The sequence below is a fragment of the Gemella sp. oral taxon 928 genome (assembly GCF_001553915.1).
Taxonomy (GTDB): domain Bacteria; phylum Bacillota; class Bacilli; order Staphylococcales; family Gemellaceae; genus Gemella; species Gemella massiliensis.
In genome coordinates this window covers 1257447-1271128 of record NZ_CP014233.1, presented here as the reverse complement: position 1 = coordinate 1271128, position 13682 = coordinate 1257447, and the positions used below count along the sequence as shown (strand labels likewise).

Sequence of the window (13682 nt, the reverse complement as noted above, 5' to 3'; positions counted from 1 at the left end):
ATGAAAAAATTATTAATGACAGCTTTATCCATTTTGATAATTTGTATTGGTTTGTTATACAGTCGTTCATTTATTGACAGTTCAGGTGGTAGTGATAAACAAACATTGACAATTTTTAATTGGGGTGAGTATATTGATCCGGAACTTATTAAGGACTTTGAGAAAGAAACAGGAATAAAGGTTGTTTATGAAACTTTTGATTCAAATGAAGCGATGTTGACAAAAATCCAATCCGATTCAACGCCTTATGATATTGTTATACCATCAGATTATATGATTAAAAAGATGAAAAAATTAAATCTTCTTAATAAAATAGATAAAAATAAATTAGAGAATTTTGATACTCTTGATCCAAAATTACTTGATAAAAGTTTTGATTATAATAATGAATATTCAGTACCCTATTTTTGGGGTACGGTAGGTATTCTTTATAATAAAAACAAGGTGCCAAAAGATTTGAAATTTGATAAATGGAATGATCTTTGGGATAATAGATTACAAAATAATATTTTATTAATTGACGGGGCAAGAGAAATGATGGGTATTGCTTTGCAATCGGAAGGAAATTCTGTTAATGATACAAATGAGGTAAATTTGAATCTTGCTGAGAGAAAACTGGAATTAATGCACTCGAATATTAAAGCAATTAATGCTGATGAGAAAAAAATGTTAATGATAAATAATGAAGCGTGGGTGTCAGTAGTTTTTTCAGGAGATGCCTCAGCCATTATGTCGGAAAATGATGAATTGGAGTATTCTGTTCCTAAAGAAGGAACAAACTTATGGTTTGATAATATTGTTATTCCAAAAACTTCAAAAAATGAAGAGGCAGCATATAAATTTATTAATTTTATGTTAAAACCGGAAAATGCTGCAAAAAATGCTGAATTTATAGGTTATGCAACACCAAGTTTGGCTGCTAAGAAACTGTTACCGAAAGAAGTGACGGATGATGAAGAATTTTATCCAAACTTGGATACATTTGGAAAAGTTGAAGTATATGAAGATTTATCACCAAAAATGTTACAATTATATAATGATCTGTTTTTAAAATTTAAAATTAATAACAGGCAGTAGATGGCTGAGGCGATGTGCTTCAGCTTTTTATTATGATTTGAATTATATACAAAATATTATTTGTTGCTAATTCTATAATGGTGTGGCAACCTCAAGAATTCTCTTTAATTCTTAGGTTTATGAGTGCCTTTAGCACGAATAAATCTTAGAAGTAAAGTATGAAACAAGAACTTGAATTTCAAGGAATGTAGTGACGATGAAATTCTTAGTTCCTACTGCTAACGTACACAGTGGATTTCTTAAGGCTCACCTGAGCTTATAATCTCAGGTGAAGCCAGTATTTCACAGCAACAAGCCTAATAGCAATGTTTGTAAAATAATATATAAATAAGTTTCTTAGTCCTAACTATGTATTTGTGATATAATTATATAGTTGACTGTTTTCGAAGAAACTAAATTTTACGGTCGATAATAATTAGTATTCGAGGTAAACAATGCAAAGAAAAAATAAGATAATAATACAGGGTGCAAGAGAGAATAATTTAAAAAATATTGATTTAGAAATACCGAGAGATAAATTTGTTGTTATAACAGGGCTTAGTGGAAGTGGGAAAAGCTCGTTGGCATTTGATACAATTTATGCAGAAGGGCAACGTCGTTATGTTGAAAGCCTTAGTGCATATGCGCGACAATTTCTGGGAAATATTGAGAAACCGGATGTCGATTTGATTGAGGGCTTATCGCCGGCAATCTCAATTAATCAAAAAACAACATCAAAAAACCCACGTTCAACAGTTGCAACAGTTACAGAAATTTATGATTATCTTCGTTTATTATACGCACGTATAGGAGAAATTTATTGCCCGAATCATCATATTAAAATTGAAAGTAGTTCCATTAGTCAGATTGTTGATTCCGTTATGGCAATGCCGGAAAAAAGCAGAATACAAATAGTAGCACCTGTATTAAAAGAAAAAAAAGGGACGCATAAAAAATTAATAGAAAAGTTAGCTAAGGACGGGTATATACGTTTTAAAATAGATGGAGAAAACTATGAAGTAGATGAAATTCCTGAACTTGATAAAAATAAGAAACATTCCATTAGTGTAATTATTGATAGACTGGTAATAAAAGAAGGAATAGAAACTAGATTGGCAGATTCTCTTGAAACGTCATTAAATCTTTCTAATAATGATTTAGTAGAGATAGATGATGTAAGAGAAAATATAACACAACTTTATTCAACAAAGCATAGTTGTAAGTTCTGTGATTTTGCACTTGGAGAACTGGAACCGAGAATATTTTCATTTAATAATCCACAAGGTGCTTGCCCATCATGTGATGGTCTTGGAATACATGAAACTGTTGATGTAAATAAAGTTATTAAAAAAGATTTATCAATAGAAAATGGTGCAATAGTCGTTTATAATAATGCCACAAGTACATATTATCCGAGTCTGATACAATGTGTGTGTAATCATTTCGGAATTGATATGACTATTCCGTTTAACCGATTACCAAAAGAAAAACAAGATATTATTTTGTATGGAAATGACAAAGAAGAAATTACTCATACTTATATCAATGATGAAGGCGTTAAACGTTCTCGTATAATATATTATGAAGGTGTTGCCAATAATATATTTCGTCGTTACAAATCAGGTATGACAAAAGCAACACGAGAAGCAATGTCAAAATATATAAAAGAAGATTTGTGTACCAGTTGTAAAGGACAAAGATTGAAGCCGGAAATCTTATCAGTGTATGTCGCTAAAAAAAATATTGCTGAAATATGCGAAATGTCTATTAAAGAAAGTTATGAATTTTTTAATACTATTCAATTAAGTGAAAAAGATTATACTATTGCAAAATTGGTATTAAAAGAAATTAGGGCGCGACTGCAATTCCTTAATGACGTAGGATTGGATTATTTAACATTAAATCGTGCTTCCGGAACACTGTCCGGCGGAGAGGCACAACGTATTCGATTGGCAACTCAAATAGGTTCAAAATTAATGGGTGTTACTTATATTTTGGACGAGCCATCTATCGGACTGCATCAACGAGATAATGAAAAACTAATAAATACGATGTTATCAATGCGTGATTTAGGGAATACGGTTTTAGTAGTTGAACATGATGAAGATACTATGTTAGCGTGTGATTATATTGTTGATATTGGACCAAAAGCCGGTGAAAACGGTGGGGAAGTTGTAGCAGTAGGAACTCCACAAGAAGTAATGGCTAATTCAAAATCTATTACAGGTGCATATTTATCGGGGAGAAAGAAAATAGAAGTTCCGAAAAGAAGAAGAGAAGGGAATAATGAATTTATTACCGTCAAAAAAGCTAGAAAGAATAATTTAAAAGATGTATTTGTAAAATTTCCGCTGGGTAAATTTATCGGAGTAACTGGAGTTTCCGGGAGTGGTAAATCAACATTAGTTAATGAAATACTATTTAATTCTGTTAAAAGTATTTTAAATAAAGAAGAAATAGATACGACAGTGGTTGAATCAGTAGAAGGTGTTGAGAAAAACATAGATAAAATAATTGATATAGATCAAAGTCCGATTGGAAGAACACCAAGAAGTAATCCTGCCACTTATACCGGTGTTTTTGATGATATAAGGGATTTATATGCAAGTACCAATGAAGCGAAATTACGTGGATATAAAAAAGGACGTTTTAGTTTTAATGTTAAAGGTGGACGTTGTGAAGCGTGTACGGGTGATGGTATATTGAAAATAGAAATGCACTTTTTACCAGATGTTTATGTACCATGCGAAGTATGTAAGGGTAGCCGCTATAATAGAGAAACACTGGAGATAAAATATAAAGGTAAAAGTATAAGTGATGTATTGAATATGACAATAAAAGAGGCATATGAATTCTTTGAAAATATTCCTAAGATTAAAAATAAACTGGAAACACTTGTTAATGTCGGACTTGATTATATTCGCTTAGGGCAAAGTGCAACAACACTTTCAGGAGGTGAAGCTCAAAGGGTAAAATTAGCTAGTGAATTATACAAAAAATCTACAGGTAAAACTTTGTATATATTAGATGAGCCAACTACAGGATTACATATTGATGATATTAGCAGATTGATAAAAATTATTGATAAACTGGTTGATGGAGGTAATACTGTTATAGTTATTGAGCATAACCTTGATGTAATTAAGTGTTGTGATTATTTAATCGACTTGGGACCGGAAGGTGGTATTGGTGGGGGAACAATTCTTGCCGAATGTACACCGGAACAGTTAATTGAAAATAAACAAAGTTATACCGGTAAATTTCTGAAAAAAATGTTATAGCTATGGTTATGTTAATAAAAAAATTGAATATAAAATAAAAAATATTAAAAATATATTTTTCTTTAAAAAAAATTATGGAAACTTAGGTAATATGCTGTAACTTAATAAAAAAATGTGAAGAATTGAAAATATTTTGATATTGTCTTCTCAAGATACTTGTGGTAAAATATAAGTATACAACTGGAGTGCATGTATGACTCACTATACATTCGGGCCTAACACTTTTTAAAAGGGAATGAGAATCTTTTATCGGTATAAAACGCTTCCTTTAGTTGAAGACTTTAGAAGATAAAGCTATCGTACCCACCTGATTATATCAGGACCAATTTAGGTGATAATCTACGGTACTCTGGTTTTGTGACTGGTTTCGTTTTGTTTCCAGTCTTTTTTGTTAGGCGTAAGATAATAAATAAATGAGGTATAGAATGTTACATCAATTTTCTAGAAATGAGTTGGTAATAGGTGATGAGGGGTTAAAAATATTGAAAAATAGCAGAGTGGGAATTTTAGGCATAGGAGGGGTAGGCTCTTTTGCCGCTGAATCATTAGCACGCTCGGGAGTAGGGTCGTTAGTTATTATGGATAAAGATAATATTGATATTACCAATATTAATAGACAAATACACGCAACGACTAAAACGGTGGGAGCAAGTAAGGTAGAAGAAATGAAAAAACGTATTTTGGATATAAATCCGAAATGTGAAGTAATAGCAATTCGCGATTTTTATACAGAAGATACATATCATAAATTTTATGAAAGAAAGTTAGATTTTGTTATTGATGCTTGTGATACAGTAACTTTTAAATTGCATTTAATACAATACTGTTTAAAAAATAAAATACCGATGATAAGTGTCATGGGATCTGCTAATAAGATGGATCCGACGAAGTTTAAAATAGCTGACATTAGTAAAACAACAGTTTGTCCGTTAGCTAAGGTAATAAGAACAACACTAAAGAAAAAAGGAATAAAGGGGAAAATTCCTGTTGTATACTCTACAGAAAGCCCAACAATTGCTAATGAGGAATACTTAATAAAAATAGGAAAACAAGATTCAAATATAAGAAAATCAAAAATTCCACCAGCATCTAATGCGTTTTGTCCATCGGTGGCGGGATTAATAGCGGCAAATTATGTTTATACTAATTTGTTGAAAAATATAAAAATATTAACCGTTGAAAAACCGGAATAATTTGAAAGTAACGTTTCCATAAACGTTGCTTTTATTTTGATAAAAGGTTGACGTATTAAATTTATTGGCGTTTTTCTGAAAAAAACAAATGTAATTAAAACGAAAAAATTTTCATTATCATAAGAAAAAATATAAATAATTTATAATTTAATTTGATTTTTTATAGGGAAAAGAGTATAATGTTAATAGATGAGAAAGGAGGATTACTTTGAAGAATAACGGAACATTACTGGCACAAAATTTAAAGAAACTTCGAAAAATGAATAATTATTCTATGTCTGCTGTTGCACATAAGTTAGAGTTATCTTCTCATGGTGTTTATGCTAATTGGGAGTACGGTAGAAACGAACCTAATGTAGCTACTTTAGTATCTATTGCGAAATTGTATAATATTTCTATAGATGAATTGGTTGGCTATAAAACAGAAACAGAGGCTCGTTCGAAGTTAGCTGATACTCACTTTGAAGTAATTGATATGATAAAGGCATTAGACAATGAAGATTGTAAATTAGTAGAAGAGGTTTTAAGAAGATTTAGGGGTTACTCTTTTTCTAGGAACTTGAATCTGTAAAAAATTCAAATTACTTAGGCTATATGGAGTTATATGTAGTATATTAAATTAATAGTTTTTAGATATAGGCTAGGTGAACACTTAGCCTATATTTTCTTTTTCTTGTAAGTAAAGAAGAAGGTGATATATATCGATATTAAAGATAAAATGACAAAAATTATAGAGTATGCTATAAAAATAAAAGCCAGTGATATTCATATTTATCCACATGTATCAGGTAATTCTTTTATAAAACTTAGAATAAAAGGTGAACTAAGTAAATATGAAGAGTATACAAATGGGGAGTTAGAAGGGATAATTTCATTATTAAAATTTAATGCAAATATAGATATTTCAAAAAATAAAGAACCACAAAGTGGTAGGTTTGTTTATGAATTTGACGGCAAGAGTTATTACCTTAGGGTATCAACATTGCCTCTTAATGAATTAACGGAAGGTTGTGTAGTGAGAATTTTTATTAATGAAGTAGAAGATGTTGACTATAGTATTTTTGAGCCGGATAAAGATTTTATTACTGGTTTGGCGAAGAAAAACTACGGATTAATTCTTTTTTCGGGACCAACAGGAAGCGGGAAATCAACATCACTTTATAAATTAGCTAGCGAGATTGCAAAAGATAATAGACAAGTCATTACTGTAGAAGATCCTGTAGAAAAAAATATTCAAAGCTTGGTACAAATGCAAATTAATGATAAGGCAGGTATTAATTACGATAATGCTTTAAAATCTATTTTACGTTGTGATCCCGATGCGATTATAATAGGGGAAATACGTGATTACAAAACGGCGAGTGAAGTAGTAACATCGTCGTTTTCAGGGCATTTAGTAGCTAGTACCATTCATGCCGAAGATTCAATTGGTGTTATCAACAGATTAAAAGATTTGGGGTTATCGCTAGAGGACATTAGACAAACTGTACTTTGTATTATTTCGCAAAGGTTAGTGACTCTCACAACAGGTGAACGAGGACTTGTTACCGAAATATTGAAAAAAGAAGATATAAAAGATTATATCACTTATAATAAAATAAATAACCATACTTTACCCTATAAATTTAATTTAGCTTTAGAGAAAGGATTTATAACTTTTGAAGAAAAAGAAAAATGGGGATATTAAAAAATTATTAGATAAAGATAATAAAATCTATTTTATAAAAAGGTTATATGAACTTATAGAACATGGTTATATGTTAGAAGATTCATTGGAATTTTTACTAATTCAATATGAGGTTTCAAGCGACGAAATAAAAAAAATTAAAACTCAACTCTCAAATGGGAAAAAATTATCTGATATACTAAGGTATCTTGGATATTCACAGTTAATTGTAAGCAAAATGAAATTTGCTGAAAATTATGATCAAATAGAAAGTATGTTAATTGAGGTAACGACATATTTAGAAATACAAAAATTACAACAAGAAAAAGTAATAAAAACATTAAGGTATCCGCTATTTTTAACAATTTCTTTAATATTACTAATATTAGTATTTAATTCACTGGTAATTCCGCAGTTTGAAAATATTTATACTTCATCAAATATAAAAATGGATTTTCAAACTATTATTCTTATTAAATTTTTATATTATATTCCAAAAATTATTTCAGTTATTTTTATTATATTTCTTTTTATTTTAGGGTATTTGTATTATGCAATGAAATATAAACCTAAATTATTTTTAAGATCTTTATTGTATATTCCTAAAATTAGAGATTATTCAAAATTATATTTTTCATATAAATTTTCTTTAGAACTTAGTTTATTTTTAACTTCCGGTTTTTCTTTAAAAACGGCTTTAGAAGTTATGATTGAAGAAAATTATGATTATTATTTGACTTTGTTTTCAAAAAGTATTTTAGATGAGTTAAATAAGGGGATTAATTTTGAAATTGCGATTTCGAATGTAAAACACTTCGAAAAATCTATTGGAAAATTTGTTTCGCATGGTAAAAGTAACGGGTTAATAGATAAGGAGTTAAAGTTATTTAGTGACTTAATGTTAGATACATTTTTAGTATCGTTGGATAAAAGTTTAAAAAAAATTCAACCAATATTATTTACAATTTTAGCGGTTGTGATTATAGGGTTGTATATGGTAATTTTATTGCCGATATTTAATATGGCAAGTTCATTAAAATAAAGGGAGGAACTAATGAACAAGTTATTAATATTGAAAAATAGATTAAAAAAGAAAGAAGGTTTTACTCTTATAGAGATGCTTATGTAGTAGTTCTATTTAAAATTTATTTCTGTAATACCTAGTTCTATCAATGTTCTTGATTTGAATTTTTTAATTTTTGAACATTCATAATGTATTGATATTATAAATGTGTTAAGAAATTCTGCCCTTTCTTCATAATTTAAAACTTCCCATACTTTATTAAAATTCAATAGAATATTTTCAAATTTTATTTTATTATTTTTTCTTTTTATAGCATCTTCTTGTTGTTTTTTCATTTTATTAATATCATTTAAAGCATTATCTAACTCATTTTGATATTTTTCTAACTCATCATCTGAAATTAAATCATTTAACCAAGCACGTTGTATTTTAGAGCGTTTTTTAGTAATAATATCTAATTCTTTATCATAATTTATTACAATAGTCTTATTTTGATTTTTGTTTTCAACTCCAACATCAAACGAATAATTATTCAAGTAATCTATTAATTTATCCAACACCTTTTTTTCTGATATAGTAGGAGCAAATTTACCTGATCTTTTACAATATATACATCTATAATGATTTTTATATTCCCCTTTGATTTTTTGCCTTGATACAGCTAATCTTCTATGACACGTAGGGCATGATATAAGTCCTCTGAATAACGCATAATAGCTTTTATTTTTCCCTTTACTTTTATAGCAATTTCTTTCTTCGAGCATACTTACTATTTTGTCATGTTCCTCGTCAGTAATATAAGGCTCGTGAGTATTCTTGACTTCTATATTCATTAGCAAAGTGTGACCGCAATATACTTTTTGCCTAGCAATTTTATTAACCGTATTAAAATGCCAAAATGATTTTTTTAACTCACTATACTTATGAAATTCTAATATTTTTGCTATGTGACTAGTACTATATCCATCTAGTAATTTTTTGAAAATAAATTCAATACACTCTCTCGTTCTTTCGTCTTTCACCAATTTACCATTTACTTTTTTATAACCAAAAGGCGGGTGATTGATATAGTTACCATTTTTCACCGATTGAATTTTGCCTGCTATCATTCTATCCCGAATAGTGTCACGTTCTAGTTGGGCGAATGTTGATAACATACCAACAGTAGCCATTCCTATTGCTTGTGAAGTATCGAAATTTTCGCTAATACTAACTAAGTAAATATTATTCGGTTTAAACAAATCTTCAATCAATAGCATAGTATCTTTTATTGAGCGTGAAAGTCTGTCTAATTTATAAATTAATACTATATCTATTTTGTCTACATCTAATTTCAATCTGTCAAGTTCTGGACGGTTAAATTTAGCCCCTGAAACTCCAGCGTCGATATAAGTATCAACAATTTTATAATCGTGCAATTTAGCATAAGTCGTTAATTTTTCTATCTGAATATCAATAGAATTGCCATTATCGGCTTGCTCTTGAGTTGACACACGGGCGTAAATCGCTGCTCTTTTATTCATAATACACACCCTTTCTTGATTATTTTGGTCGTATATGGTATACTTAAAATAATCTTGTTTATATAACAATACACAATTATCTCAGGATATTTTAAATAATCCTATTGGTAAAAAAACTCTCTTACTCTTGGCGGGGCGGGGGAGTTTTTTCATTTATGCACCTAGTTGTGTTTTTATTTTTTTCTTTTCTTTTCTTCAAAATTGATGATTTTTATATTATATTCATCTAGTGCATCTTTATATTCGTCTTTTAAATCGTTATATCCATCAGGACTTACAATAATAGATAAGCTTTCGTTTCTTCCTAATAGTTTAAAAAAGAAAAGAGTACCTCTTTTGAGATACCCTTATATGATATTGATGCTGATGTTTCACAGCTAATAATGATATTGATGTGGGTGTTTCACCACTAATTTATATAATTAGTATCTCATTTTTCTTATTATTTGTCAAATGTAAAGTAGAATTTTTTTATCCTTTCTTCTATAACGTCCATAGATTCATTTGAAATTATAATATTTCCTGCACTTTCAAATTTAGAAAGAGGAATTAGTTTTCGTTTATCTATTGTTTGTATCATATTGATACAGGCAAAACTATCTTTATTTTTATATTTTTCATATTTTATAATTCCTTTATAATGTTTCTCTTGTGATTCTAGAAATTCTTCTTTACCTTTTTGTAATTTATATAAAGCTTGATTTATTAGTTCTTCAGAATAAAAATTAATTTTTTGCTGATTTTCTGGTGTTATAATTCCATTATTCTCTATTAATAATTTTTCTACATAATTTTTGAATTTATTACTGTAATATTCTCTATTTGTATCTAATTCAGATAAATACTGTTTTGAATCTACTTTCCACTTAGCAATTAAATTATCTATTTTATTAAGATGATATTGTGAATTTTTTATATAGATATTATCTATGAGGTGTAATTTTTGATAGTAGTTCTTATTTTTTGACGAAAGAGGGACTACAGTGATTGTGCTTTTAGTTTCTTTATCGTATTTATCTAATACTATAGCGAAATGATTACCACTTATTTCTGCACCTATATTTATTCCAAATTTTACATATACAACAGTTCCTCTTTTAAACTTAGGAAAGTATTTCGGAATACTTCCTTGTGCTTCATTATGTAGTTGATTTGCTTTGAATAGTGTTGACTGCGGAAGATATTTGAATTTATATAAATTATATTTCATTATCTTTTGAAATATATTATATACTTCTTTAAATTTGTCTTTCATTGAGTACCTCCTTAAAACTTTCTCTCTCCTTTAAAACTTTCTTCTTAGTTCAACTACTTTTCCTACTATCTTTACTGGTAAATTTTCTATTTCTTCATTTGAGTAAAAATAAGTAGGATAACTACTGTTATTAGGTATTAGCATTATTCCGTTAGTTTGACGTTGTAGTCTCTTACAAGTAGCGTCATCTCCATTAACAAGTGCAATTACTGTATCTCCGTTGTCAGCTGTCGATTGCTGCCGAACTATAACGATATCATTATCGGTAATATCCGGCAGCATACTATCTCCGCTTATTCTTAGACCGAAAAATTCACCTTGATTTTTCCATGAGTATGGAATTTCTTCATAATCTATTATATCTTCTATTGCTTCTATTGGTATTCCTGCGGGAACTACTCCGAGGACGGGTATTTTTATTCCCTTGGGGTGGGGTTTTGTTTTTTCTTCAATTAAGTCTTCATTATGACCTATAAGGTCGCTACGGTTAATTCTAAAGTATTTACAAATTTTATCGACCTTATCCATTCTAGGAGTGTTATATCCTTTTACGTAGTTGTTAATAGTAGTATTACTAACACCGATTGCTTTAGCCAAATCAAGTTGGGTTTTATTATTTTCTTTTAGCAATCTTTTAAGATTAGTTTGGAATATTTCTTTTATGCTATTCATATTAAAAACTCCTTTCTTATTACTTATTATAAACTTTAACTTGAAAATTTTCAAGTTAAAAAATAAAGAAATCAAGTTTTTTTGAAAAAAATACTTGACATCAAGTTAAAGTTGATTTATAATTAAGATACAAAGTTAAGAAAGAAGGTGAGAAAGTGACATTGAAACTCAGCTTAAAAGCGGCAAGGGTTAATGTGGGGTTAACTCAAAAAGAACTAGCAAAATTAATGGGAAAAAGTGAAAGTACCATTATTAATTGGGAAAAGGGCGATGGGAAAAATATTAATTTGTTTGATTTCCGAAAAATTTGTAAAATATTAAAAGTTAATCCTGATGATATATTTTTTTAAGAGTTAAATCAACTTTAACTTGATTTTAAAATCAAACCAATAACTCCCTTGAGCAATAAGGGAAGAAAGGAGGAGAAGATGGAGAAAAAAGAAAAACTTTTGAGGATACCAATTAATCAGTATGAAAAATTAGTAAAGATTTCTCAAAAGTTAGGAATTAGTATTAATGAATTTATCTTAATAGCGATAGCTGAAAGAATTAAGAGTTTTGCTCTTTTAGATACTGACGGATAATAAATTCAATTTCTTTGTTAAGTGAACGACCGTTTTCTTTGGCAATTTCTCTAAGTTTATCAATTAATTCTTTATCTATCTTAAGTGGGTATTGGTAAATTTCTGCCATAGTTATGCTCCTTTTAAAATGATATCAATATTATATCATAAATATATATTTTAAAAAAGATATCAAAAAGATATTGACAAGATATCCTTTTAAATATATAATATAGATATCTAACAGATATCCTAATGTGGAAGGGGGCGATAAGATGGAAAAATCAACACTTATATTAAGATTACCTATCGATTTAAAAGAACGGCTGGATAAGCTAGCTAAAGATAAGGGGATTTCACGCAATGCATTGATATTAAATATCCTTTGGGAATATCTAATAAAAGATTAAATAACTCCCTTGAGCAATAAGGGAAGAAAGGAGGAGAAGATGGAAATAGAAAAAATTTTTTTCTTAGATGATACATACTTTGAAAATTGCTTATTAAGTAATGATATTCCAAAAGAAATAGCCGAAGTATCCGATAGCTTTGTAAAAATAACTACTGATAAATCGACTATAAAATATGTAAATTTAGATTACATACAAATGATAATACCTAAGAATTTAAAAGTTATTTCTTCTTAGATGTTTTAGTTTGTGATAAAGCACTTCCTGCTACTGATTAAGAGAGTTAAATAGATTATTTTAGAAAGGAGTGATTTTATGTACGAGGTGTATGCTGTAATTGCCAATGTTTTAGCTTGTGTTTACGCACTTTTGATGGTAAGCATCTGGAGTGACTATCTTGATTTTTCATGGCTTTTTGGAAAATATTCAAAAATTCTTTCGCTGAGTTTGGGTACTTTATTATTTTTGATACTTCTTGTGCTTCTAGCAACAGTTCAATAATAATATAGTCAAATAGTTCGGATGCGGATTTTAAATGGTTGTAATAAAAATAATCATATTCTTCCCCCCAAAAAAATGGAATAGAGTTGGCTGAATGATATTTATATTTTGATACGTAAGAAATTAACTTTGGAGGAATTTTTTCCAAATTATTATTTAAGATTACACTCAAAAAATCAGGTTTTTTTCGTGAATATCTTGGATGAGCTATTAACCAATGATAATTTAAAAATTCTTCATTTAAAGCAGAGTTTAATTCTCTGAATAACTGTATGTAAAGCTCTTTATAAAGTTTCTCATTTTGAGAATGTTTGTATTCTTTATTAATTTTAAGCGTACCAAGCCAATGAGAAATGAAGATTGATAATACCGAAACTATGGGAGTAATAACCGTACTCCAATTTGTTTGCATATAATTCACCTCCTTTGAGGTAATTATAACATAAATTAAAGAAAGGAGGGAGAAGAAATGTGTATGGTAATAATACTAATTCCTTTAATTTTATTAATATTAGGAAATATATATCAATATATAATC

The 13682-nt window shown here is 28.8% G+C and carries 15 protein-coding genes and 1 other RNA gene; 11 read left to right on the top strand and 5 right to left on the bottom strand.

Features of this window, described 5'->3' with window-relative positions; translation table 11 throughout:
* From AXE85_RS05825 to comGB, 7 genes are all read left to right on the top strand, one after another.
* The gene (locus AXE85_RS05825) at positions 1 to 1077 is read left to right on the top strand and encodes an ABC transporter substrate-binding protein (protein WP_062173858.1); all 1077 of its coding nucleotides are present in this window, start codon (positions 1 to 3) and stop codon (positions 1075 to 1077) included.
* A gap of 434 nt (positions 1078 to 1511) precedes the next feature.
* Positions 1512 to 4337: an excinuclease ABC subunit UvrA gene (gene uvrA, locus AXE85_RS05820; protein ID WP_062173856.1), complete on the top strand. Its 2826-nt coding sequence runs from the start codon at positions 1512 to 1514 to the stop codon at positions 4335 to 4337.
* A 174-nt stretch (positions 4338 to 4511) separates the two neighbouring features.
* A non-coding RNA gene (gene ssrS / locus AXE85_RS05815) (6S RNA) lies at positions 4512 to 4697 on the top strand.
* A gap of 65 nt (positions 4698 to 4762) precedes the next feature.
* On the top strand, positions 4763 to 5530 hold the full coding sequence (locus AXE85_RS05810; protein WP_062173854.1) for a tRNA threonylcarbamoyladenosine dehydratase: 768 nt from the start codon (positions 4763 to 4765) through the stop codon (positions 5528 to 5530).
* 208 nt (positions 5531 to 5738) lie between these two features.
* On the top strand, positions 5739 to 6101 hold the full coding sequence (locus AXE85_RS05805) for a helix-turn-helix domain-containing protein (RefSeq protein ID WP_021753619.1): 363 nt from the start codon (positions 5739 to 5741) through the stop codon (positions 6099 to 6101).
* A gap of 147 nt (positions 6102 to 6248) precedes the next feature.
* Positions 6249 to 7217: a competence type IV pilus ATPase ComGA gene (comGA, locus tag AXE85_RS05800; protein ID WP_231723758.1), complete on the top strand. Its 969-nt coding sequence runs from the start codon at positions 6249 to 6251 to the stop codon at positions 7215 to 7217.
* Entirely contained in the window at positions 7189 to 8238 is a 1050-nt protein-coding gene (gene comGB, locus AXE85_RS05795; RefSeq protein WP_062173850.1) for a competence type IV pilus assembly protein ComGB, read from the top strand. The genes comGA and comGB overlap by 29 nt, the downstream gene beginning before the upstream one ends.
* Before the next feature lie 92 nt (positions 8239 to 8330).
* On the opposite strand, the gene AXE85_RS05790 is transcribed toward comGB, so the two are convergent.
* The 3 genes from AXE85_RS05790 to AXE85_RS05780 all read right to left on the bottom strand — a co-directional run bounded on the left by AXE85_RS05790 (position 8331) and on the right by AXE85_RS05780 (position 11670).
* A complete protein-coding gene (locus AXE85_RS05790) occupies positions 8331 to 9743 on the bottom strand; it encodes a recombinase family protein (RefSeq protein WP_062173848.1) in 1413 nt (470 codons plus the stop codon).
* 442 nt (positions 9744 to 10185) lie between these two features.
* Positions 10186 to 10998 carry a type II toxin-antitoxin system PemK/MazF family toxin gene (locus AXE85_RS05785; protein ID WP_062173845.1) on the bottom strand — a complete coding sequence of 271 codons (813 nt, stop codon included), beginning with the start codon at positions 10996 to 10998 and terminating at the stop codon, positions 10186 to 10188.
* A gap of 30 nt (positions 10999 to 11028) precedes the next feature.
* On the bottom strand, positions 11029 to 11670 hold the full coding sequence (locus AXE85_RS05780; RefSeq protein ID WP_040461279.1) for a LexA family protein: 642 nt from the start codon (positions 11668 to 11670) through the stop codon (positions 11029 to 11031).
* Between the two features lie 155 nt (positions 11671 to 11825).
* On the opposite strand from AXE85_RS05780, the gene AXE85_RS05775 reads away from it, so the two are divergent.
* Together AXE85_RS05775 and AXE85_RS08400 are read left to right on the top strand one after the other, a co-directional pair.
* Positions 11826 to 12020, top strand: coding sequence for a helix-turn-helix transcriptional regulator (locus AXE85_RS05775; protein ID WP_040461276.1), 195 nt, complete (start codon positions 11826 to 11828; stop codon positions 12018 to 12020).
* Between the two features lie 78 nt (positions 12021 to 12098).
* A complete protein-coding gene (locus AXE85_RS08400; protein WP_156439986.1) occupies positions 12099 to 12254 on the top strand; it encodes a hypothetical protein in 156 nt (51 codons plus the stop codon).
* Here AXE85_RS08400 and AXE85_RS08285 read toward each other — a convergent pair.
* Positions 12220 to 12363: a type II toxin-antitoxin system antitoxin gene (locus tag AXE85_RS08285; RefSeq protein ID WP_082729131.1), complete on the bottom strand. Its 144-nt coding sequence runs from the start codon at positions 12361 to 12363 to the stop codon at positions 12220 to 12222. The genes AXE85_RS08400 and AXE85_RS08285 overlap by 35 nt on opposite strands.
* 145 nt (positions 12364 to 12508) lie before the next feature.
* Between AXE85_RS08285 and AXE85_RS08280 the strand changes: the two genes are divergently transcribed.
* Both AXE85_RS08280 and AXE85_RS05770 read left to right on the top strand, forming a co-directional pair.
* On the top strand, positions 12509 to 12643 hold the full coding sequence (locus tag AXE85_RS08280) for a ribbon-helix-helix protein, CopG family (protein WP_082729130.1): 135 nt from the start codon (positions 12509 to 12511) through the stop codon (positions 12641 to 12643).
* Between the two features lie 39 nt (positions 12644 to 12682).
* Positions 12683 to 12880: a hypothetical protein gene (locus tag AXE85_RS05770; protein WP_062173843.1), complete on the top strand. Its 198-nt coding sequence runs from the start codon at positions 12683 to 12685 to the stop codon at positions 12878 to 12880.
* Positions 12881 to 12956: 76 nt separating this feature from the next.
* Here the strand turns inward: AXE85_RS05770 and AXE85_RS05765 are convergent, their stop codons facing one another.
* Positions 12957 to 13556, bottom strand: a complete 600-nt coding sequence (locus tag AXE85_RS05765) for a hypothetical protein (RefSeq protein WP_062173841.1) — start codon at positions 13554 to 13556, stop codon at positions 12957 to 12959.
* Positions 13557 to 13682 lie beyond the last annotated feature (126 nt).